Origin of the sequence: Blastococcus deserti, assembly GCF_042682525.1 — a bacterium.
In the GTDB taxonomy this organism is placed as follows: domain Bacteria; phylum Actinomycetota; class Actinomycetes; order Mycobacteriales; family Geodermatophilaceae; genus Blastococcus_B; species Blastococcus_B deserti.
Window position 1 is genome coordinate 70,844 of the sequence record NZ_JBHUHP010000003.1, and the last position, 19,843, is coordinate 90,686.

Annotated in this window: 17 protein-coding genes and 1 pseudogene; 6 read left to right on the forward strand and 12 right to left on the reverse strand. The window is 75.2% G+C overall.

Translation table 11 applies throughout. The features are described 5' to 3' along the window. Together ACFSHS_RS04755 and ACFSHS_RS04760 are read left to right on the forward strand one after the other, a co-directional pair. The gene (locus ACFSHS_RS04755) at nucleotides 1-537 is read left to right on the forward strand and encodes a DUF1697 domain-containing protein (protein WP_376872431.1); all 537 of its coding nucleotides are present in this window, start codon (nucleotides 1-3) and stop codon (nucleotides 535-537) included. A 133-nt stretch (nucleotides 538-670) separates the two neighbouring features. Beyond that, nucleotides 671-1,117 carry an ATP-binding protein gene (locus tag ACFSHS_RS04760; protein WP_376872433.1) on the forward strand — a complete coding sequence of 149 codons (447 nt, stop codon included), beginning with the start codon at nucleotides 671-673 and terminating at the stop codon, nucleotides 1,115-1,117. A gap of 22 nt (nucleotides 1,118-1,139) precedes the next feature. Here the strand turns inward: ACFSHS_RS04760 and ACFSHS_RS04765 are convergent, their stop codons facing one another. Both ACFSHS_RS04765 and ACFSHS_RS04770 read right to left on the reverse strand, forming a co-directional pair. Further along, the gene (locus ACFSHS_RS04765; RefSeq protein WP_376872436.1) at nucleotides 1,140-3,713 is read right to left on the reverse strand and encodes a SpoIIE family protein phosphatase; all 2,574 of its coding nucleotides are present in this window, start codon (nucleotides 3,711-3,713) and stop codon (nucleotides 1,140-1,142) included. Between the two features lie 698 nt (nucleotides 3,714-4,411). Next, entirely contained in the window at nucleotides 4,412-5,254 is an 843-nt protein-coding gene (locus tag ACFSHS_RS04770) for a hypothetical protein (protein WP_376872438.1), read from the reverse strand. A 293-nt stretch (nucleotides 5,255-5,547) separates the two neighbouring features. On the opposite strand from ACFSHS_RS04770, the gene ACFSHS_RS04775 reads away from it, so the two are divergent. Next, complete coding sequence (locus tag ACFSHS_RS04775; RefSeq protein WP_376872441.1) at nucleotides 5,548-6,495, forward strand: nucleoside hydrolase; 948 nt, start codon at nucleotides 5,548-5,550, stop codon at nucleotides 6,493-6,495. Here ACFSHS_RS04775 and ACFSHS_RS04780 read toward each other — a convergent pair. After that, nucleotides 6,492-7,178, reverse strand: coding sequence for an ANTAR domain-containing protein (locus tag ACFSHS_RS04780; RefSeq protein ID WP_376872444.1), 687 nt, complete (start codon nucleotides 7,176-7,178; stop codon nucleotides 6,492-6,494). The genes ACFSHS_RS04775 and ACFSHS_RS04780 overlap by 4 nt on opposite strands. A gap of 126 nt (nucleotides 7,179-7,304) precedes the next feature. Between ACFSHS_RS04780 and ACFSHS_RS04785 the strand changes: the two genes are divergently transcribed. Further along, the gene (locus tag ACFSHS_RS04785) at nucleotides 7,305-7,841 is read left to right on the forward strand and encodes an ATP-binding protein (protein WP_376872446.1); all 537 of its coding nucleotides are present in this window, start codon (nucleotides 7,305-7,307) and stop codon (nucleotides 7,839-7,841) included. A 61-nt stretch (nucleotides 7,842-7,902) separates the two neighbouring features. Here ACFSHS_RS04785 and ACFSHS_RS04790 read toward each other — a convergent pair whose 3' ends face one another. The 9 genes from ACFSHS_RS04790 to ACFSHS_RS04830 form a co-directional block, all read right to left on the reverse strand. Next, a complete protein-coding gene (locus tag ACFSHS_RS04790) occupies nucleotides 7,903-9,501 on the reverse strand; it encodes a GTPase (protein ID WP_376872448.1) in 1,599 nt (532 codons plus the stop codon). Beyond that, nucleotides 9,498-11,201 (reverse strand): ABC transporter, encoded by a 1,704-nt coding sequence (locus ACFSHS_RS04795; protein WP_376872451.1) that lies wholly within the window; start codon nucleotides 11,199-11,201, stop codon nucleotides 9,498-9,500. The genes ACFSHS_RS04790 and ACFSHS_RS04795 overlap by 4 nt, the downstream gene beginning before the upstream one ends. Nucleotides 11,202-11,231: 30 nt before the next feature. Continuing rightward, nucleotides 11,232-11,894 (reverse strand): flagellar brake protein, encoded by a 663-nt coding sequence (locus ACFSHS_RS04800; RefSeq protein WP_376872453.1) that lies wholly within the window; start codon nucleotides 11,892-11,894, stop codon nucleotides 11,232-11,234. 269 nt (nucleotides 11,895-12,163) lie between these two features. Beyond that, the gene (locus ACFSHS_RS04805; RefSeq protein ID WP_376872456.1) at nucleotides 12,164-12,892 is read right to left on the reverse strand and encodes an NYN domain-containing protein; all 729 of its coding nucleotides are present in this window, start codon (nucleotides 12,890-12,892) and stop codon (nucleotides 12,164-12,166) included. Nucleotides 12,893-13,008: 116 nt separating this feature from the next. Next, nucleotides 13,009-15,129 carry a putative bifunctional diguanylate cyclase/phosphodiesterase gene (locus ACFSHS_RS04810; protein WP_376872458.1) on the reverse strand — a complete coding sequence of 707 codons (2,121 nt, stop codon included), beginning with the start codon at nucleotides 15,127-15,129 and terminating at the stop codon, nucleotides 13,009-13,011. A gap of 121 nt (nucleotides 15,130-15,250) precedes the next feature. Then, nucleotides 15,251-16,906, reverse strand: coding sequence for an acyl-CoA dehydrogenase family protein (locus ACFSHS_RS04815; RefSeq protein WP_376872460.1), 1,656 nt, complete (start codon nucleotides 16,904-16,906; stop codon nucleotides 15,251-15,253). Between the two features lie 54 nt (nucleotides 16,907-16,960). Beyond that, a complete protein-coding gene (locus ACFSHS_RS04820; RefSeq protein ID WP_376872462.1) occupies nucleotides 16,961-17,329 on the reverse strand; it encodes a type II toxin-antitoxin system death-on-curing family toxin in 369 nt (122 codons plus the stop codon). Further along, nucleotides 17,317-17,454, reverse strand: coding sequence for a hypothetical protein (locus tag ACFSHS_RS04825; RefSeq protein ID WP_376872465.1), 138 nt, complete (start codon nucleotides 17,452-17,454; stop codon nucleotides 17,317-17,319). Before ACFSHS_RS04825 ends, ACFSHS_RS04820 begins: the two co-directional genes overlap by 13 nt. A 254-nt stretch (nucleotides 17,455-17,708) precedes the next feature. Further along, on the reverse strand, nucleotides 17,709-18,281 hold the full coding sequence (locus ACFSHS_RS04830; RefSeq protein ID WP_376872467.1) for a hypothetical protein: 573 nt from the start codon (nucleotides 18,279-18,281) through the stop codon (nucleotides 17,709-17,711). Here ACFSHS_RS04830 and ACFSHS_RS04835 point away from each other — a divergent pair. Both ACFSHS_RS04835 and ACFSHS_RS04840 read left to right on the forward strand, forming a co-directional pair. After that, nucleotides 18,274-18,921, forward strand: coding sequence for a hypothetical protein (locus ACFSHS_RS04835; RefSeq protein WP_376872469.1), 648 nt, complete (start codon nucleotides 18,274-18,276; stop codon nucleotides 18,919-18,921). The genes ACFSHS_RS04830 and ACFSHS_RS04835 overlap by 8 nt on opposite strands. A 193-nt stretch (nucleotides 18,922-19,114) precedes the next feature. Next, nucleotides 19,115-19,843, forward strand: a pseudogene (locus ACFSHS_RS04840) (hypothetical protein); the annotation flags it as partial.

Consider the following 19,843-nt stretch of genomic DNA (forward strand, 5'->3'; position numbering starts at 1 on the left):
GTGAGCTCGACCCGGTACGTCGCCCTGCTGCGCGGCATCAACCTCGGCCGCGCCCGCCAGGTGGACATGCCGCGGCTGCGCGAGGTCCTCACCGATCGGGGGCACGCGAACGTGCGCACCCATCTGCGCAGCGGGAACGTCGTGCTCGACAGCCCGCTCGGCGAGGCAGAGCTGGCCGCGGACCTCACCGCGACCATCGAGGCGGAGTTCGGTCTCGCCGTCCCGGTCGTGGTCCGCACCGGGGCCGAGATGGGCGCGATCGTGGCCGGCGACCCGTTCGCCACCGTCGCCACCGACCCGGCCCGGTACCTGGTCACGTTCATGGCCGATCCCCCCGACCCCGCCCGGGTCGACGCCCTGCCCCCGGTGGAGGGCGGTGGCGAGTACCTGGTCCGCGGCCGCGAGCTGTACCTGTGGCTCCCCGACGGTATCCAGGGGACGCCGCTGGCCTCCTGGAAGTGGGACACGCTGCTCGGCCGGCCGGGGACCTCCCGGAACTGGAACACCGTCACGAAGCTCGCCGAACTGGCCGGCTGAGGAGAGTTCCCACCCGGGAGTGACACGCGTCGCAACAGGTTTGGCCGGGTCCGCGTCGGCCCATACGCAGGTGTTGGCCTGCGACCGCGCAGGCTGCACACGGCACGGCCGCACGAGGCAAGGGGATCAGCGCGTGACAGGGCAGGCGGCCGGGCCGGTCTGGCCGTCGGCGTCACCGCCACCGGCCGCTCCGGCGCTGTCCTGGCACCTCCGGGACGTCACCGAGCTGCCGGGCGTGCGCGCCCAGCTGCGCCGGCACGCCGCGGCCCACCCGGCCGGGGCGGACGACGACACGGCCGGCGACCTCCGCGACCAGCTGGTCCTCGCCCTGGACGAGATGGCCTCCAACGCCCTGCGCCACGGGGGCGGGCGGGTTCACGCCGCGGTGCGCGTCACCCCCGACGCCTACCTGATCGAGGTCTCCGACGAGGCCGCCACCGTGCCCCCGTCGCCGGCCGTCGGCCGCGACCCCAGCGAGGGCGGCCTCGGCCTCTACCTCATCGCGGAGATGGCCACCGCCCACGGCTGGTACGTCCAGAACGGGCACAAGCACGTCTGGGCGCTGCTGCGCCGCGGCTGACCGCCACGGCCCGGGCTGGGCGCTACGACCCGTCGACCCCGTCCGGCACGTGCCGGGGACCGGCCTCCGCCGGCCGCGGCCGGTCCTCGCGGTGCAGCCGGATGGCCACCAGCGCGACGTCGTCCTGCAGGCCCTCCGGGCGCAGCCGTTCGATGACCGCGTCGCACAGCAGCCCGAGCGGTTCGTCCGCCAGCTCCGCGAGCGCACGACCCAGCCGCGCGATGCCCTCGTCCAGGGGCAGGTCGCGGCCCTCGACCAGGCCGTCGGTGTAGAGGAGCAGCGTCGCCCCGCGCCGGACCGTCACCACGGAGTCGGTACGCCGCGCCGAGGGGTCGACGCCCAGCATGAGCTCGGCGCGCGGGCCGATGAGCTGGTCGATCCGGCCGTCCTCGTGCAGCAGGAGGGGCGGCGGATGGCCGGCGTTGGACCACCGGAGCCGCGTGAGCCCGGCGGCCCGCTCCTCCGGGGTCTGCTCCACCCGCGCCATGGCGGCGGTGGCCATGGTGCCCATCCCGAGGCCCTCGATGGCGGCGTCCAGCTCGGTGAGGACGGCGGCCGGTCCGGGCCCGTCCCGGTAGGCGATGCCCCGGAGCATGCCGCGGAGCTGCCCCATGGCCGCCGCGGCCTCGGTGTCGTGCCCGACCACGTCACCGATGACCAGCACCGTGGCGCCCGAGGGCTGCAGGAACGCGTCGTACCAGTCGCCACCGACCTCGGCGACCTCCACGGCCGGCCGGTAGCGCACGACGATCTCGGCGTGGTCGGGTTGCGGGGGTTCGGTCAGCAGGCTGCGCTGCAGGCCCTCGGCGAGGCGGCGCTGCTGCTCGTACAGGCGGGAGTTGTCCAGGGCCAGGGCGATCCGGCCGGCGAGGTCGCGGGCGGTGGCGAGGTCCTCCTCGTCGGCCTGCGGACGGTCGGCCGACCGGTAGATGCTCAGCGCACCCAGCGTCCGGCCCCGCGCCGCCATCGGCAGCGTGACCGCCGACCTCGGCGAGAGCCGCCAGAACACCTCCCGCACCTCTCCCGGCGGCAGCATCGGGCCGACGACGGCGCCCACGTCGTCGATCGTGCGCGCCTGCCCGGAGGCCAGGGCCCGCAGAACGGGGGCGTGCGGCGGGAGCGCGGCCAGCCGCAGCTCGGCGTACCGGGCGACCGACGCGCGCAGCTCCGGATCACGGTGCCAGCTGGCGACGTCGCGCATGCGGCCGTCCTCGTCGACGAGGCTGAGGATCACCCAGTCACCCAGCACCGGGACCACGGACTGCGCGACCCGCTGCAGCGCGGCCTCCTCCCCCCGGCCACTGGTGAGCGACGCCGACAGGGCGGCGGTCACGTCGGCGACCAGCGACAGCCGCGCGGCGCTCCGCCGTGCCTGCTCCTCCGCCCGGCGGCGCTCGGTGACGTCGAGGAAGTAGACCGACAGGCCGTCCGGGCCCGGCCAGGCCCGCACCTCGAACCAGGCGTCCAGCGGCTCCGGGTAGTAGGCCTCGAAGACCCGCTCCTCCCCCGTCTTCACCGCCGCCCGGTAGTTCTCCTCGAAGTCGCTGCCGACGGCGGCGGGGTAGAGCTCCCACACGACCCCGCCGATCAGCTCGTCGCGCCGCCTGCCCAGGACCCGCTCGGCCTCGGTGTTGACGTAGGTGAAGCGCCACTCCCGGTCGAGGGCGAAGAAGGCCGACTTCATGACCTCGAGGACGCGGGCGACGCGGGTGTCCCCGTGCCGCTGGGACGTCGTGTCGAAGCCGGCGCCGAGGAGCCGCACCGCGTTTCCGCGGTCGTCGGCCAGGGCGCGCCCGCGACCCTGGATCCAGCGCGTCTCCCCGGTCGGCAGCACGATGCGGAACTCCGCGTCGTACTCACCACAGGTGTCGATGGCCGTCTGGAGCGCGTCGAGCAGCCGCTGCCGGTCGTCGGGGTGGCAGCGGTCGATGGCGGCGTCGATCCGCTCGATGAAGGTGTCCCGGTCGTAGCCGAAGATCTCGACCATGCGGTCGTCCCAGACCAGCCGGCCGCTGACCAGGTCCCAGTCGAAACTGCCGATCTGGGCCGCGTCGATGGCGAGCTCGAAGCGGAGGCGGTGCGCCTCAAACTCGCGGCCGAGGGCGGAGAGCTCCAGCTCGGTGGCCACCGAGTCCGCCAGCTGGCCGAGCAACGTCACCTCGTTCTCGGTCCACGGCCGGGGCTCCCGGCCGTAGACGGCGAGCACACCGACGGGCGAGCCGTCGAACGCCACGAGGGGGACGCCGAGATAGGCGCTCATCCGGGCGCCGGCGACAGGGGGCCGTCCGGCCAGTCGCGGGTCGCGGGGGTGGTCAGGGACCACGAGGGGTCCGCATTCGGCGTCGAGGGCGACGGCGCACAAGGATTCCTGCAGTGGCACCTGGCGGCCCAGGCTTCCCGGCGGCAGACCCTCGCCGCCGACGATCGTCTCGACGTCGCCGAGCAGGGAGACCGATGCCGCGTCCGCGCCGAGCAGCCGCACGGCCAGGCCGGTGAGCCGCTGGAGGGCAGGGGAGCCCAGGGCTGTGGACTGCAACCGCCGGACCGCGGCCAGCCGCCCCTGGAGGGAGCCTTCGGCGGGCTCGGGGGCGGTCACGGTCGGGTTCCTTCCACCAGGACGAGCCGGGCACACCTGCTCGGCATCACATCCCAGCATCCCGGCTCCGGCCCGCCGGATCCGCACCGGGTCCTCCCGGCCGGGGCGGGCACCTCGCGGGGCTCCGGGAGGCACCCGCCCGTCGGCGGGAGAGTGGCGGACGGGGATGGTGTCCGCCTGCACGGGGCCACGTGCCAGGCGACGTCGTCCAGCATCGCCGGCCGCGAGCCGCCGGACCGGGGACCGGTCGCCGCGAGCGTTCCGTCCTGCGCCGGAGGTCGCGGGCGCCGCTGGCCAGGGCCGGACCGGTCAGAGACCCGGGGACGGAAGCGTCCCTCCCGGGTACCGGAAGGACCTGTTCTTCCTCTCCCACGGTTCCGGTGCGCGGCCGGCGACGCCGCACGGGATCTGCGCCTCCCTGGAGGGTCCGCGCGCTGCACAGGGCAGTCGGCGGTGGGGTCGAGGCGAGAACCGTCGTGCGTCGAGGTCGGTCGGCGGCCGGAACAGCACCGTCGGAGTGGAGCCAGGGGCGGCCGATGTCGGCCGGCAGGATCGGAGAGCTCGGGGACCGAGTCGTCGGTCGCGGTCGCCCGGGGAAGAGGGCGACCGGTTCGGCGTGCTCGGGGTCGTGCGGAGGACGGCGTCCAGCGGCTGGCTGCCGTGGTCGCGCTCGCTGCTGCTGATGCGGCGGTCAGGGATCACGGGAACGAGCTCCACGTGGAGCCCGGGGACCTGGATCGCCGCGCCGGCGGGGGAGAACCCCGGACCGGGCAGGACAGCGGGTCACCCCGTGCCCTTCCCGGCCCGGTCGCCTCCGGCGACGTCCGCGGGTGCGACGGCCAGCCGGTGGCCCGGGAGCGTTCAGGCGGTCCCATCGGTCTTGCGCCGGGGACGGCCACTGCTCCGCGGGGGACCGGCGGCGCTCCCCGCGTGCCGGCCGACGACGCCGGACCGCGGGGAAGGAGCGCCGCGGCGGGGGAAGGCGCCGCGGGCTGGACGGTGGGGGTGCTGGGCATCTCGCGCAGCACCACGGGAGGATCGACGCTGACCTGCACGGGCGAAGCGGCAGGGCGACCCCAGGCGAGGTACTCGCCCTGGGGGCCCGAGCCCCACAGGGCGAGCCGGCGCACGAGGGAGCGGATCCGCGCGGGACGCCGGGCGGCGGGGGCCACCGCGCGGGGCGCGACCCGCCAGGCGAGGTTCTCGCCCCGCGGTCCGGCACCCCACAGCGCCGCCCGGCGGACCAGGCCCGCGAGGCCGGACACCGGGAGCGGGTCGGTCTCCTGCACCACGACGACCCGTGGGGCCGGTGTCCGGCGGGCCATGGGAGCCGGCTGCACCGAGCGCAGCGGAACGGTGCGGACCGCACCGGTCCGCGCGGCGGCCGGCCGGTGCGCAGAGGTCCGCCGTGCCTGCGGGCGACGGTTCGCGCTCGCGTAGTCGGCACGGTCGAGAACGTCGATCAGCCCCGCGAGGCCGCGTCCGTGACCGTCGAGGACGGCTTCGGCGGCCATGCGCGCTGCACTCGCTCGCTGGCTCATGTCGCCTCCTCAGGTCATGTCCGCAGCCGGGGAAGGTGCCGCGGACAAGGAGAAAGGTAGGGATCGCCCCGCCGTTTCCCGACCATTCCCGACGGGCGCTCGAACGCGCGTGACCGAACCGTTGCGCACCATTTCCGAATGGGTCGATGACCCTTTCCTCACGGCAGGGACTTGTCGACAAGAGTCGCTTCCCGAGCGTGGAAATGGGCGGAAGCGGAGTCGGTCGTCCCGCCCGCCCGCCCGACGCGCCCGGCGTGTCGAGGAGCCGGGAGGACGCTGGCAGGATCGCCGGGGTGCCCACTCCCCTGGTGATCGACACCGACCCCGGGATCGACGACGCGCTGGCGATCCTCCTGGCCCTCGCCAGCCCCGAGGTCGACCTGCGGCTGGTCACCACCGTGCACGGCAACGTCGAACTCGACCGGACGACGGAGAACGCCCTGCGGGTCCTGCACCTGGCCGGGCGGTCCGACGTGCCGGTGGCGGCGGGAGCGCGCGACTCCCTGGTCCACGCACAGCCGCAGCGGGCCGGGCACGTGCACGGGGCCGCGGGGCTGGGCGGCGTCCAGCTGCCGCCCTCCCCCGCCTCGGTGGACCCGCGGCCGGCGGTCGTGGCCCTCGCCGAGCTCCTGCTGGACTCACCCGAGCCGGTCACCGTGGCCGCCGTCGGCCCGCTGACCAACCTGGCCCTGCTGCTGCGGATCTTCCCCGACGCCGCCGCCCGGATCGGCCGGCTGGTGGTCATGGGTGGGTCGGCGGCGCGGGGCGGCAACGTGACGGCGGCCGCCGAGTTCAACGTGTGGGCCGATGCCGAGGCCGCACAGGCAGTGCTGACCTCGACCCTCCCCACGGTCCTCGTGGGCCTCGACGTCACCCTGCCCACGGTGCTCGGGCTGGACGGCATCGCCCGGTTCGCCGCCGCGGGCCCGATCGGCGCCCGGGCGGCGGCGATCCTGCGGCAGTACCTGGACCACGCCCGCACCGCCTACGGCACCGCCGGCGTCGTCGTGCACGACGCGCTCGCCGTCACCGAGGCGATCGTGCCGGGCACCCTCGGAACGGTGCGGCGCGACGTCGTCGTCGACACCGGTCTGGGCTTCGGCCGGGGCCAGACGCTGGTCGACCGGCGGACGGTCTCCACCGCGCCGACGGCCGTGGAGGTGGCCGAGCGGGTGGACAGCGCAGCGGCGGTGGAGTTCCTGGTGTCGCGGCTGGCCTCGCTGGACGGCCGGCTGGTCTAGCGCTGCTGGGTGCCCTCGACGATTCCCTGCGCGATGTCGCGGAGCTTCCGGTTGTAGCGCTGGGAGGCCTCCCGCAGGATCTCGAAGGCCTGGTCGGCGTTCACGTGCCGCTGCGCCATGAGCACGCCCTTGGCCTGCTCGATGACCGCCCGCGACTGCATGGCCAGCCCCATGTTGCGCGCCTGCTCACCGAGGCGCCAGTGCGCGTCGGCGTTCGCGACGGCGACCGCGATGGTCTCGGCCACGTCGAGCCCGGCCGCGAGCGACTCAGGTGTGGCGAACGCGGCGACCCGCGTGGAGTAGATGTTGAGCGCCCCGATCGTGGCGCCCTGGTAGGGCAGGGGCACCGACAGCGAGCTGCGCACCGGGGTGGCGCGCACGCGGGCCACGTACTCCGGCCAGCGCTCCTCCGTGTGCACGTCGTCGACGCGGAGCACGACGCCGCCCCGGCCGGCGTCCATGCACGGACCGTAGCCCTGCTCGTACTGCAGCTCGTCGGCCGCCAGCGCCATCTCGCCGTCGTAGGCCGCGGTGAAGGCCTTGTCGTCGCGGACCAGGGTGATCGAGGTCGCCTCGGCGCCGGGGACACCCCGCGTGGCCAGGGAGGTGATCTCGCCCAGCACCTCCTCGAGGCTGCGCTCGGCCAGGGCCACCCGGCTGAGCTCCCGCAACAGTTCCTGCATGCCGACAGTGTGCCCGCTGCCGGGTCGATCACCGCCCGCCGGTGCGCGCCGGATCACCATCGGTCAGGATGGACCCGGCCAGGCAGGGGCCCGGCCCACCGGCGAGGCAGACGCGAGGGGGAGGCGATGGCCCGCGAGACGGCCGACGAGCCGGCCCACGACGCCCCGCACGACCCATGGCCCTGTGCCCCCGTCCCGTCGGTTCCCGGCGACGTCTGGCACTGGCAGCTCGAGGCGATGCACGTGGTGTCCCGCGTGCGCAGCGACCTCCGCGCCCGCATCGCCCACCCCTCGGTCTCGGCGGCATCCACCGAGGACGCCCGCGACGGCCTGCTGCTCGTCTTCGAGGAGCTGGCCTCCAACGCGCTGCGCCACGGCGGCGGCGACGTCCGCGCCCTCGTGGTGGCCGGTTCCGGCGGCTGGCTGCTCGACCTCAGCGACGAGGCGCCCGACCGCCCGCCGGTTCCCGCCGTCGACCGTGATCCGGCGCTGGGCGGGATGGGCCTGCACCTGGTCGCCCAGCTGTCGACGACCTACGGCTGGGAGAGGCGGCCCGGCCGCAAGCACGTCTGGGCCCTGCTGCCCTCCGGTCGGAGCGAGACCAACGGAGGCCGGCGCAACCAGCTCCCCGAACCGCGCGCGCCCGAGATCCACCGCGACTGAAAAAGGACCCCCCTGCCCCTCACCGCTCGCGAGCTCGCGGCGGGACCCTGCAGGAGGGCCGTCAGCGGCGGGCCCTGTCCACCGCGGCGCGGAAGCGGGCGGCATCCTCGCGAACCGCGGTCATCGGCGCCAGCACCTCCTCCTCGGCCACCGCCACGACGGCGGCACGCAGCCTCCGGTCGGCGGCCCGGGCCCGTCGGCGCGCCCGCATCCGCACCAGCGGCCGCGAGACGAACGCCAGCAGCAGACCGGCCAGCAACCCGCCGGCGACCAGCAGTGTCGGCAGGGGGAGCCCCTCCACCCGGGGCAGGGGGACGACGTCGTCGAGCTGGAACAGTCCCAGGACGACCAGGCCCAGCAGCCACAGCGCCCCGGCGAGGGCGACGAGCGCCAGCAGCCACTGGAGCCCCCCGACGGCGCGCTGCCAGAGCGGCACCCGGTCCGGCCCCAGGTCGGTGCCCGCGACCACCTGGTCGAGCCGGTCGGCCAGCTCCGCCTCGGAGACCTCCACGGTGCGCCGGAGGTCGTCGCGCCAGGCCTGCGGCAGCCCCTCACCCACGACGTCACGGGCCCGTCGCACCGCCGTCGTCACCCCGGCCAGCTCCACCGGGCCGGCCGGTGCGATCGACGTGCGCGCCCGCTCGTCGCCCAGGTGCAGCCGGTCGAGCGGATCGGGCCGGAGCTTCCGGACCCAGCGCACCAGCGGCCAGCCGGTGCGGGCCACGCCCTGGCGCAGCGTCGATCGCTCGACGGCGGAGGTGACGGTCGGCACACCCGCCGCCCGGGCCAGGGCGTCCCCGAGGTCCTCGACCAGCTCCGCGCGGTCCCGGCGCCCCAGCGCCGGGGCGGCGTCCCCCGCGTGCGCGCCGAGCGCCGCGGCGGCGGCCCGCACGTCGGCGGTGAGCCGGTCGGTGGCCGCCCGCCGCGCTGCCACGCGGGAGGCGAGCTCCCCGCGGAGCTCGGCCACACCCACCCCGGTCCGCGCGGACACGGCGAGCAGCGGCACGGCGGCCAGTCCCTCCCGGTCCAGCAGCGCCCGCAGATCGGTCAGGCACTCCTTCGCGGCCACCGCGTCGAGCCGGTCGATCTGGTTGAGGACGACGAGCAGGACGCCGGCGTGCCCGGCCAGGGGGGCGAGGTAGCGGTCGTGGACGGCGGCGTCGGCGTACTTCTCCGGATCGAGCACCCACACCAGGACGTCGACCAGCCCCACGAGCCGGTCGACCTCCAGCCGGTGCTCGAGCCGGACGCTGTCGTGGTCGGGGAGGTCGAGCAGGACCAGCCCGTCGAGGACGGGCTCGGGAGCGTGCCGGTGCCGGCGCGGCACCTCCAGCCAGTCCAGCAGGCGATCGGCTCCCCCATCCCCGTCACCCGCCGCGTCCCAGATCGTCGCGTGCGCGACCCCGGTGGTCGGCCGCCGCACGCCGGGCCTGCTGACCTCGCTCCCGGAGAGCGCGTTGAACAGCGTCGACTTCCCGCTGCCGGTGGCGCCGGCGAGGGCGACCACGGTGGCGTCGCCGAGCGCGGCGCGGGCCCCGGCCTTGCCCAGCACGGCCCTGGCCTCCCCCACCTCCGGGACCTCCAGCCGCCCCTCGGCCACCTCGACCGCCTCGCGCAGCGCGGCCAGCCGGTCGGCCAGCGGCACGTCCCTGCGGGTCATGCGACCGCCCGGCGGGCGGCAGCCAGGTCCCGGACGACCTCGCGGAGCGCCGCGGCCGCGTCCGGATCCGGTGCCGCCTCGTCGACCCGGTCGTCGAACCGGGCCTGCTCGTAGCGGAGCAGGGCGTCGACCCGGCGCTGGAGGTCCTCGCGGGCCCGGGCGGCCAGGGAGCGCACGGCGGCGTCCCCGAAGACCGCCTCGAGCACCCGCTGGCCCACCGCCGTCGTCCCGCCGGCGACGGCGACCTCGCCGCCGGTCAGGCCGCCGGTGTGGGCGAACACGGCCACCATGACCACCGCCCCGGCGCCGTTGACGCCCCAGGACAGGATCCGCGCCCGCGACCGCTTGTCGGCACCCTCGTCCCGGACGAGGTCGAGGACCGCCCCCTGCCAGTCCCGCACCTGGGCGGCGGCGGCCTCCGGGAAGTCGGGCGACACCTGCTCCAGCTCCCGCTCCGCCCCGGCCAGCAGCGCCGTACCGCCCGGGAGGGAGCGCCAGGTGGCCACCGTCCGCTCGGCCGCCCGGTCGGCCTCGGCGCGCAGCAGGTGCTCCACGCTGTTCTCCAGGGCGTCCTGCAGGTCCTCGACCGGGGTCGGACGACCGGTGACGACGCTGACCACGCGGTCCCGCAGCCGGCTCACCTGTCCCTGGAGGGCGCGCATCCACTCGCCGGTGCCGACGAACTCCTGCCACCGGGCCAGCACCTCACCGCGCAGCAGCATGCCGCTGCGGACGCCCTCGTCGATGCCCTCGTAGGCGGCGGTGTAGGCCGCGGCCGCGGCGGCGCGCAACGCGTCGGCCGCCGCCACCTGCTGGTCCACGACGGCGGCGATGCCGGCCACCCGCTGCTCGAGACTGTCCAGCGCGCCGGTCAGGGTCTGCCGGACGACGGCCGCGCGGGCCTCCTGGTCGGCGGCCAGGTCGTGCAGCCAGGCCCGCACCGGCGCCACCTGGTCCTCGGGCAGCCGCCCGTCGGAGAGCGGCCGCTCCTCCACGACGAAGAGCCGGGCGCTCTCCAGGCCGGCCCGCTGCAGCATCCCGCGCAGGTCATCGGACACCTCCCGGGCGGCCTCGGGCGGCACCCGGTCGAGGACGACGGCGAGGGCGGTTCCGCGCTCCTGCGCCGTCCGGAGCAGGTCCCACGGCACGGCGTCGGCGTAGCGGGCCGCCGTCGTGACGAAGACCCACAGATCGGCCGCGGCCAGGAGCTGGCCCGCCAGTTCGCGGTTGGACTCGACCACCGAGTCGACGTCCGGAGCGTCGAGGAGCGCCAGTCCCGGAGGGACGTCGTCCCGCGCGACGAGCTGGACGGTGCCCGGTCCGCCCGCGCCGCCGGTGACGCGGGCGAGCCCGGGCAGGACGCGGTCACCGGAGAAGGCGGCGACGTCCGCCCGGGCGCACACCAGGACGGGAGCGCGCGTGGTGGGCCGCAGCACGCCGGCGGTCGTGACCGGGCTGCCGACCAGGCTGTTGACCAGCGTGGACTTGCCGGCGCCGGTGGAGCCGCCGACGACGGTGAGGAGCGGGGCGTCGAGGTTCCGCAGCCGGGGGAGCAGGTAGTCGTCGATCTGGTCGCGGACGGCGCGCGCCGCGCGCGCGGCGGCGTCCCGGTCGGGCGTGGCGAGCCCCAGGGGCGTCACGGCCAGCCGGTCCCGCAGCGCCGCGAGAGCGTCCGGCAGCGGGAGGGTCGGGGCACTCACGCCCCGCTTCCTGCCCCGGCAGGGGACGGACTATCCCCGCAGTCCGGGAGGAGCGTCGTCGGCCTTGCGGGCCCGCTCCTCGCGCAGCGCCTGGAAGACGCGGCGGCGCACCCGGTCCTGGTCCTTCTCCTGGATCTCGAGGAAGCGGATCGACATGAGCCACCGGGCACCGCGCGCGTGGGTGCGCACCACCTCGGCCTTGGTCTTCACCACGCCGTCCTCCAGGTGGATGGCCAGGAGGAGCTTGGCGCCGGCCTCCGGCGGGACGCCCAGTCCCTCGAACTCCGCGCGCAGGCCGGCCTCGCTGAGGTCCAGGGTGGTGCCCTTGAGGTCGACCGCCCCGTGCTCGGCCTCGAGGGGGACGGCGACCCGCCCGCGCACGGCCTTGCGCCGCTGGCTGGTCTCGGCCGGTCCGGTTGCCCGCATCCGCCAGCGGATGACCGCGCCCTGCTCGACCTCGGTGACCTCGGCCGGCAGTGCCCGCTGGGTGTCCTCACCCTTCCAGAACACCTCGACCGCGTCACCGACGCGCACGACGGCCTGGTCGACGAACTCGCCGACCGACGGCCGGACCGTGATGAAGCCGTCGTGGACGGTCTCCACGCGCGAGCTGACGGAGACGCCCCGCCCGGTGAGGGTGACCTCTGCCTCGGTCTGCTCCTCCGGGTGGTCGACGCCGGGAACGCTCGTCATGGGTCCTCTCCGATCGGTTCCGCGGGGGGCGCGGGTCCGTTCGACCCAGGTTGCGCCTCCGCGGTGGGGACGGTAGTCCGCGGTCCGGAGCCGACCACGCCGCCCGCCCCCGACGCGCCGCACCTCGCCACCGGCTCCGCTCTCCTGACCGTCATCGGCCGATCACCGCGGCCGCGGGAGCCGAGCCGGACACGGGCCACCCGGAAGGGTCAGGCGGCCCGAGTCGGCCGGACCGGCGCCGGGACCGCGGTCCGGCGCCGGCCGGCGTGCTAGCGGTCCCGGCGGGCGTTGAAGCTGCTGACGAAGTCCCGGAGGCTGCGGGTCGGCCGCAGCCAGGCGCCGTCCGGCGGAAGCGCGTCGAGCCGCACCCGGTCCAGGGGCTCGACGAAGGCGCCCGGCACGTCCTCGATGTCGATGAACTGGAGCAGGTCGGAGCTGATGGCGTAGCCGGCGACCTCGCTGAAGGCGACGACCACCACCTGGGTGCCCCCACGCACCAGCTGCTCCAGGGGCTCGGCGAAGTTCCGGCCGTCCCCGGAGAAGACCACGAGCCGCCGCAGCCGGTGGCTGTGCGACCGCACGGCGATGTGGTCGAGCATGTCCTGGTCGATGTCGTCGTCCGGCTGCGACTTCGGGCGCGCGAACACGGAGTAGCCGAATCCGCGCAGCGCCTCCACCCAGCGCTGCAGCGTGCCCGGCTGCGGCGGGATGTTGGCGAAGACGCACGCCTCCACCTCGGGCGCGTCCGGGGCGGAGGGGTCGCCGGCCCCCTCGACGAACCAGGCCGCGATGGCGTCGAACCGCGGGCGCGACGCCGCGGTCGGCCGCGCTCCGATCACCGTCGACAGGGTCATGTCGATGTTGGGCGCATCCCAGATGAGCAGGTCCAGGGCCGGTCGCTGACGACCTCCGGCCTGCTCGGCGGCCGGCTGCGAGGACGCGGACACCGGTTCCTCGTCGGTCAGGGTGGCGAGTTCGGCGTCGAGACTGTCGGGCACGGGAGCAGTGTGCCGCCCCGGCCGCTGACCGGTGTGGTCCGGGACCGGCGGTCGCACCGACGGCGAGCGCGGCGGTCCGGCCGGCGCGGTCGCGCGGCGACCGGTGCGGCGGCCGATCACCCGGCCTGGGGAACCGGGCAGCCGGCGGTGACGAGCGCGCACAGGTCGCCGCCGGCGGCCTGCACGGCCCGGATCCAGCCCGGGATCTCCTCGGCCGGCATCGCCTGGCCGAACAGCCAGCCCTGGGCCAGGTCGCAGCCGGCCGCCCGGACCATCCGCAGGTGCTCGGGGGTCTCGATGCCCTCCGCCACCGACCGGATCCCCAGCGTCCGGGTGAGCTCGACGATGGCGCGGAGCACCGCCCCCGTCTCCCCGGCCACCGCTCGCTCGGCCGCGACGAGCAGCGAGCGGTCGATCTTGAGCGTGCCGATCGGCAGGGAGAACAGCTGGGCCAGCGACGACCAGCCCGTGCCGAAGTCGTCGATGGCGACCCGGACGCCGAAGCTGCGCAGCACGGTCAGCTGGTCCTCCGCGCGGGTGGGGTCCTCGGCGACGCTGGTCTCGGTGAGCTCCAGCACCAGCTGGTCCGGAGGCAGCCCCGAGTCCCGCAGCGCCACCCGTACGTCCCGGACAAGCGTCTCCGCCGCGAAGTGCCGTGCGCTGACGTTCACCGACATCCGCAGCGGAAGCCCCTCGGCGGCCCACTGAGCGGCCCTACGGGTGGTCTCGCGGAGCAGCCAGCGGGTGATGGGGATGACCTGGCCGGTCTCCTCGGCGACGGAGAGGAAGGCGTCCGGAGGCAGCAGCCCGCGCTCGGGGTGCTGCCAGCGGACCAGCGCCTCCACACCCTCGACCTCGCCGGTGTCCAGGCGCACCACGGGCTGGTAGTGCACGACCAGCTCGTCGATGGCGTCGCCCCGGAGCCGGGTCGCCACCTCCAGGCGCCAGCGGGCGGCCTCGCGCAGCCCCGGCGAGAACAGGTGCACGCGGTCCCGGCCGGAGCCCTTGGCGGCGAACATCGCGGCGTCGGCGTCGCTGAGCAGCTGGTGGGGGTCACGGACGTCGGACCGGGACACGGCCACGCCGATGCTCGCCGACAGCGGCACGGTGATGCCCGTCGCCGTGAAGGGGAGGGTGAACGTGGCCTGCAGCCGGAAGGCCAGCGCGGCCGCCTCGGCCTGGTCGCAGTTGCGGGCGAGGATCATGAACTGGTCGGCGCCCAGCCGGCCCACGGCGTCCCCTGGCCGCACCTGCTCGGTCAGCCGTTCCCCGACCTGGCGCAGCAGGCGGTCGCCGATCTGGTGGCCGAGCGAGTCGTTGACGGTCTTGAAACCGTCGAGGTCCAGCACGAGGAGCGCCGTCCCGGGTGCATCCGGCGCCCCCGAGGCGAGCGCATCGGCGGTCATGTCGAGGAGCGTGCCGCGGTTGGGGAGGCCGGTGAGCTCGTCGTGCCCGGCCCGCCAGGCCAGCGCCTGCTCACCGCGCACCCGCTCGGTGACGTCGGTGTGGATCACCACGACCCGGCGCGACCCCGGAACGCGGGCGGCCTGGAGGTGGAACCACGCCGCGAACGACCCGAGCTGCGTCGAGTACTGGTGGTCCAGGGAGCCGGGGGGATCGTCCGGCGCCTCGGCCTGCAGCCGGTGGATCAGCGCCGAGATGGCGGCGTGGTCGGGCGTCCGCAGCCCGCGCGACATGCAGTCGAGGTAGTCGTCGCCGACACCGCCGGGCTCGATGCCGCTGCTGCGCAGCAGTTCGCCGTCGGCCACCCAGGCGCGGTTGGCGACCAGGATCCGGCCGTCCTCCTCCAGCAGCACCGTCGACGAGGGCAGAGCCGCCAGGACGGCGGTGAGCTCTCGGAGTTCGGCCTCTCGTGCCTGCTCGGCCCGGAACCAGGCGTCGATGTCCCGGAGGAAGACGGCGAGGCCGTCGCGGTGGGGAAAGGCGCGGATCTCGTACCAGCGGTCCTGGGGCTCGTGGAGGTACGCGAACTGGCGGGGCTTCCCGTCGGCGAGGGCGGCGCGGAAGTGCGTCTCGGCGATCGTCCCCCGCGACTCCGGGAAGGCGTCGAGGGCGTGCTGCCCCATCAGCTCGTCGGCGCGCCGCTCGAGCAGGTTCTGGGCTGCCGCGTTCACGTAGGTGACTCGGCCCTCGCGGTCGAGGTGGTAGACGGCGTCGGGAACACCGGCCAGCAGGTCGGGGTGACCTGACCGGAGCCCGTCGTCGCCTGAATGCACGCTGCCCGCTCTCGTCCGCTGATCGCCGGTCCGCGCAAGGCGGAGATTACGGTACGACGCCGTCCGGCATAGCCGTCGGTGCCGGGTGAATGACAACGAGAGTAGTCACCCTCGATGTCGATCAGACAGGGGCGATGGAGGCCCGCTCGACGAGGGCGCCGGCGGCCACACCCACCGGGAAGGTGCCGAGCACGCCCGGGGCGTTCCCGCCCAGGCGGGACGCGCAGAAGGCGTCCGCCACCGCCGCGGGCGCGTGGCGGAGGAGCAGGGACCCCTGCAGGCACAGGGCCAGCAGACCGGCGATCCGGCGGGCCCGGAACGGCAGCTGCTCCGGGTCGCCGAGCTCGGCGTGCAGCCGCTTCACCGCGTCGTCGAAGGCGCCGTGCAGGCCCCGCGCCAGCTCGATCTCGGCATTCACCGCGGCGAGCGCGTCCGACGACCGGCCCATCGCCCGCAGCACGTCGAGCGCGATCACGTTCCCCGAGCCCTCCCAGATGGAGTTGAGGGGCGACTGCCGGTAGAGCCGCGGCATCCCGGACTCCTCGACGTAGCCGTTGCCGCCGAGCACCTCCATCGCCTCGGCCACCACGCCCGGCGTCCGCTTGCACACCCAGAACTTGGCCGCCGCGCCCGCCAGCCGCAGGAACGCCGACTCGCCCGCGTCGACGGCGGCGGCCAGCCGGATCGCCAGCGCCGTCGCCGCCTCGCTCTCCACGGCGAGGTCGGCGAGCACGTTCTGCATGAGCGGCTGGTCGACCAGCAGCGCGCCGAAGGCCCGCCGGTGCCGGGCGTGGTGGATGGCCTGGGTGAGAGCGGCACGCACCGTGGCGGCCGACCCGAGGACGCAGTCCAGCCGGGTCATGTTGACCATCTCGATGATGGCCGGCACGCCCCGGCCCGGCTCGCCCACCAGCCAGGCCGTCGTCCCGTCGAACTCGACCTCGCTCGAGGCGTTGGACCGGTCGCCGAGCTTGTCCTTCAGACGTTGCACGTGGAACACGTTGCGGCTGCCGTCGGGGAGGACGCGCGGAACGGCGAAGCAGGAGACGCCCTCCTCCAGTTGCGCGAGCACGAGGAAGAGGTCGCTCATGGGCGCCGAGGTGAACCACTTGTGCCCGGTGAGCCCGTAGGTGCCGTCGGCGCGGAGGACGGCGCGCGTGGTGTTGGCGCGGACGTCCGACCCGCCCTGCTTCTCCGTCATGCCCATCCCGGCCACGAGTCCCCGCTTGCGGCTCGGTTCGGCCAGCCCGAACTCGTAGTCGGTGGAGGTGAGCCCGGGCTCGAACCGGGCGGCGAGCCCGGGGGTGCGGCGCAGGGCGGGGACGGCGGCGTAGGTCATCGTCACGGGGCAGCCGTGGCCCATCTCGACCTGGGTCCAGCCGACGTAGCCGACGGCGCGGCGGACGTGCGCGTGCCGCTCCCGACCGTCCGCCGCGGTGGCGGGGTCGCCGGACGCCGCGGTCCGCCAGGGGGCACCGGCCAGCCCGTGGCCGACCGCGGTGCGCATCAACTCGTGCCAGGCGGGGTGGAACTCCACCTCGTCGATCCGGTGCCCGTAGCGGTCGTGCGTGCGCAGCCTGGGCGGGTTCTCGTCGGCCAGGCGGCCCCACTCCTGCGCCTGCTCGCTGCCGGCCAGCCGGCCGAGGTCGGCCAGGGACCGCAGCGTCGCCGCGTCGGCGTGCCGGAGGCAGGCCTCCACGAGCGCCGCGTCGCCCGCGATGGGGTCGTGGCCGGCCAGCGGCGGCACCTGGTTGGTCACCTCGTGCGTGGCGCTCATGATCGGCACCGTACGTGGGCGGGCGACGGCGTGGCAGCGCGGCGTCGGTCCTGCTCAGGCGTCCGCGACGAGCCGCTCCGCGATCGCGGGGACCGCGTCCAGCCGGCCGGTCACCACGTCGGTGACCAGGTCCACGGCCTGCCCGTCGGTCAGCGTCGACGGCCGTCCCCGACGCGCCAGGTACACCGCCGTCGCCACCCAGGCGAACGGCCCGTTCCCGCAGGTCAACGGCTCGCTCGTGGCGAGGGAGTGGAGCAGCGCCGCCGCCTGCTCCTCCACGGTCGGGTAGACCTCCCGGCCGAGCGCGCGCGCCTCGACCCGGGCGAGGGCGGCGCTGAGCAGACCCATGTCCCGCACCTGCACTCCCGTACCCACGGTCCGCCGCGCGACCTCGAGGAGGTCCTCGACGCTCAGCTCCGCCATCGGCCGAGCTGCTCGACGGCCCCTGCGAACCGGCCGAGCTCCTCGTCGATGAGCACGTCGAGGGGCACTTCGGGCTCGTGCGCCTGGATGTAGGCCTCGACGGCCCGCCGCGCCACGTCCTGCATCGACGCCCCCTCCGCCCGTGCCCGACGCCGTAACGCCTCCGCCTGCGCCGGGCTCAATCGAAGTGTCATCGCCATGCCGCCGAGCCTCCTGAACGCGCTCCGGATCCGGTGTGGACCAGGTATCAGCTAGATACCAGAGACGGTAACGGCCCGATTTCGGTCACTCTCCGCAGTCCCCCGATGGAGTTACCCGGGGTGACACGCCGCACAACTGATGAGTGGCGCGCAACCCAGTGGTCACGAGACTGACTCGTTCATAGCGTCCGCGTCGTGACGGGGACGACTGTGATCGCGGACGGCCGGGAGCCGTTCAGCGGTCGCCCGTCGTGGCTCCGCCGGGCTGCTGCCGCCTGCTTCCTCGGTGCCGGCGCGTACGCCTGCATCGCCGTGGCGTCGGCGGTCGCCGCCCACGCCGACGAGACGACGGCGAGCACCACGCAGACCGAGTCGGGCAGCTCGTCGTCGTCGCAGGTCACGACGGCGTCGACCACCGGTGGCGGGTCCTCCGCGACGACGCAGGGTTCGGAGTCCACGTCCAGCGGGACGGCCTCCTCCACGCAGTCGTCCACGTCGTCCGAACCGGAGCCGGAGCCGAGCACGACCCCGTCGGCCGAGTCCACGGAGACCCCGGAGACGACGGCCGCCGAGGACGATGCGGAGCCGACGACCTCCGCCGGAACGGTGGAGCCAGCGGACGGCAAGGGCACCTCCACCACGTCGACCACGTCCGCCACCGGCACGTCCACGTCGTCCACCTCGTCGGCGTCGAGCTCGACGCGGACGACGACGGTCACCTCGACCTCCTCGAGCACACGGACGGTGACCACCGTCTCCACCACCGAGAGTGACGTCGCGGCCGGCCGCGACGTCGCTCCGCGTGACCCCGCACCCTCCGGCTGCGCCGCCGCGTCATCGGCGCCGGGCACGGGCGACGCCGCGGCTCCGGCGACCGCCACGGCCGGGGCGCCCTGCGCAACCGTCTCCCCCGCCACCTCCGAGGTCGTCCCGGCGGACGACGACCCGGGCTACTGCGCGCCCGCTCCGGTGGCCGCCTCCAGTGACTCCGCCTCGCCCGCGGCCTCCCCCGCCGGTGGCCAGGGCGACGTGGCCGACCGGTCCACGACGGCGCTCGCCCACCGGTCGGTGACCGGCACCGAGCCGGCCGGGGTGGCGGCCGCCGCCCCGGTGACGCCGGCCGCCGCGCCGGTCACCCAGGCGTCCGACGAGTCGCCGCTCGCACCGCCCGCACCGCTGCCCCTGCCTCCGCTCCCGTCCACGACGGTCGGTGGGGCCGGCTGCAGCGGTCAGGGGGCGACCGATGGTTCGCAGCGCGGCGGAACCGCCGCGGCGGCCGTGCTCGGCGCGCCCCTCCAGATCTCCCTCGCAGTGAACGACGCCGGGCACACGGCGCCGGCAGCGGGGTCGCCCACCACCACGGCGACCGACCCCGCCACCCGGCCGGACTGACGCGCCGCTTCCGCGGCCTGCGCCCGTCCCGGGTGTGCCACGGGGGGCACATCACCGACCAAGTGCAGCCGCCCCGCTCGTTCCACCACCCATTCACCCAGCGCGCCTTGTCCTACCCGATCAATGGCGCGCACACCCTCGAAGGACACGCACAATGAGACGATCCGTGCGCAACGGAATCGCAATCGCAGGAATGACCGGGGGGTTGTTCTTCCTCGGCCAGGCAGTGGCCAGCGCAGACGACAGCGTGGCCCAGAACGACACGAGGTCCGGCGACGCCGTCGCCGTCAGCCAGAACGACGCCAGCGGCAACGGCGGCGACGCCAGCGCCGTGGGCGCCGTGGTCGACAACAGCGGTGGCGAGGCCGAGGCCAACGGCGGCGTGGCCGTCGCCGGCAACGAGGCGGCCAACGAGGTCGACCAGGGCAACGCGCGGCACAACTCGGCCGTCATCATCAAGAACGAGCAGTCGAGCTCCGCCAGCGCCAACGGTGGCACCGCGACGGTCAGCCCGACCACCACCGCCAACACCACCGGCGGCTCGGCCAACGGCACCGGCGGCTCGATCGACTCCGCCACCGGCGCCAACTCCGGCAACAACACCAGCGCCAGCGCCTCGACCCCGGCCGGGGGCTCGTCCAGCGACACCAGTGCCGCGCAGAACTCCACCCGCAGCGGTGACGCCGTCGCCGACAGCGACAACGACGCCAGCGGCAACGGCGGCGACGCCAGCGCCGTGGGCGCCGTCGTCGACAACAGCGACCTGTCCGCCGAGGCCAACGGCGGCGTCGCCGTGGCCGGCAACACGATCTACAACAACGTGGATCAGAGCAACTGCCGGCACAACTGCCTCGTGATCATCAAGAACGAGCAGCACGCCAACGCCAGCGCCAACGGCGGCACCGCCACCGTCAGCCCGACC

Coding starts and splice junctions, on each gene's coding strand:
- ACFSHS_RS04785 (WP_376872446.1), top strand. CDS start 7,305: ATGGCCCGCGAGACGGCCGACGAGCCGGCCCACGACGCCCCGCACGAC.
- ACFSHS_RS04790 (WP_376872448.1), bottom strand. CDS start 9,501: ATGACCCGCAGGGACGTGCCGCTGGCCGACCGGCTGGCCGCGCTGCGC.
- ACFSHS_RS04770 (WP_376872438.1), bottom strand. CDS start 5,254: ATGAGCCAGCGAGCGAGTGCAGCGCGCATGGCCGCCGAAGCCGTCCTC.
- ACFSHS_RS04825 (WP_376872465.1), bottom strand. CDS start 17,454: ATGCAGGACGTGGCGCGGCGGGCCGTCGAGGCCTACATCCAGGCGCAC.
- ACFSHS_RS04780 (WP_376872444.1), bottom strand. CDS start 7,178: ATGCAGGAACTGTTGCGGGAGCTCAGCCGGGTGGCCCTGGCCGAGCGC.
- ACFSHS_RS04815 (WP_376872460.1), bottom strand. CDS start 16,906: ATGAGCGCCACGCACGAGGTGACCAACCAGGTGCCGCCGCTGGCCGGC.
- ACFSHS_RS04800 (WP_376872453.1), bottom strand. CDS start 11,894: ATGACGAGCGTTCCCGGCGTCGACCACCCGGAGGAGCAGACCGAGGCA.
- ACFSHS_RS04820 (WP_376872462.1), bottom strand. CDS start 17,329: ATGGCGGAGCTGAGCGTCGAGGACCTCCTCGAGGTCGCGCGGCGGACC.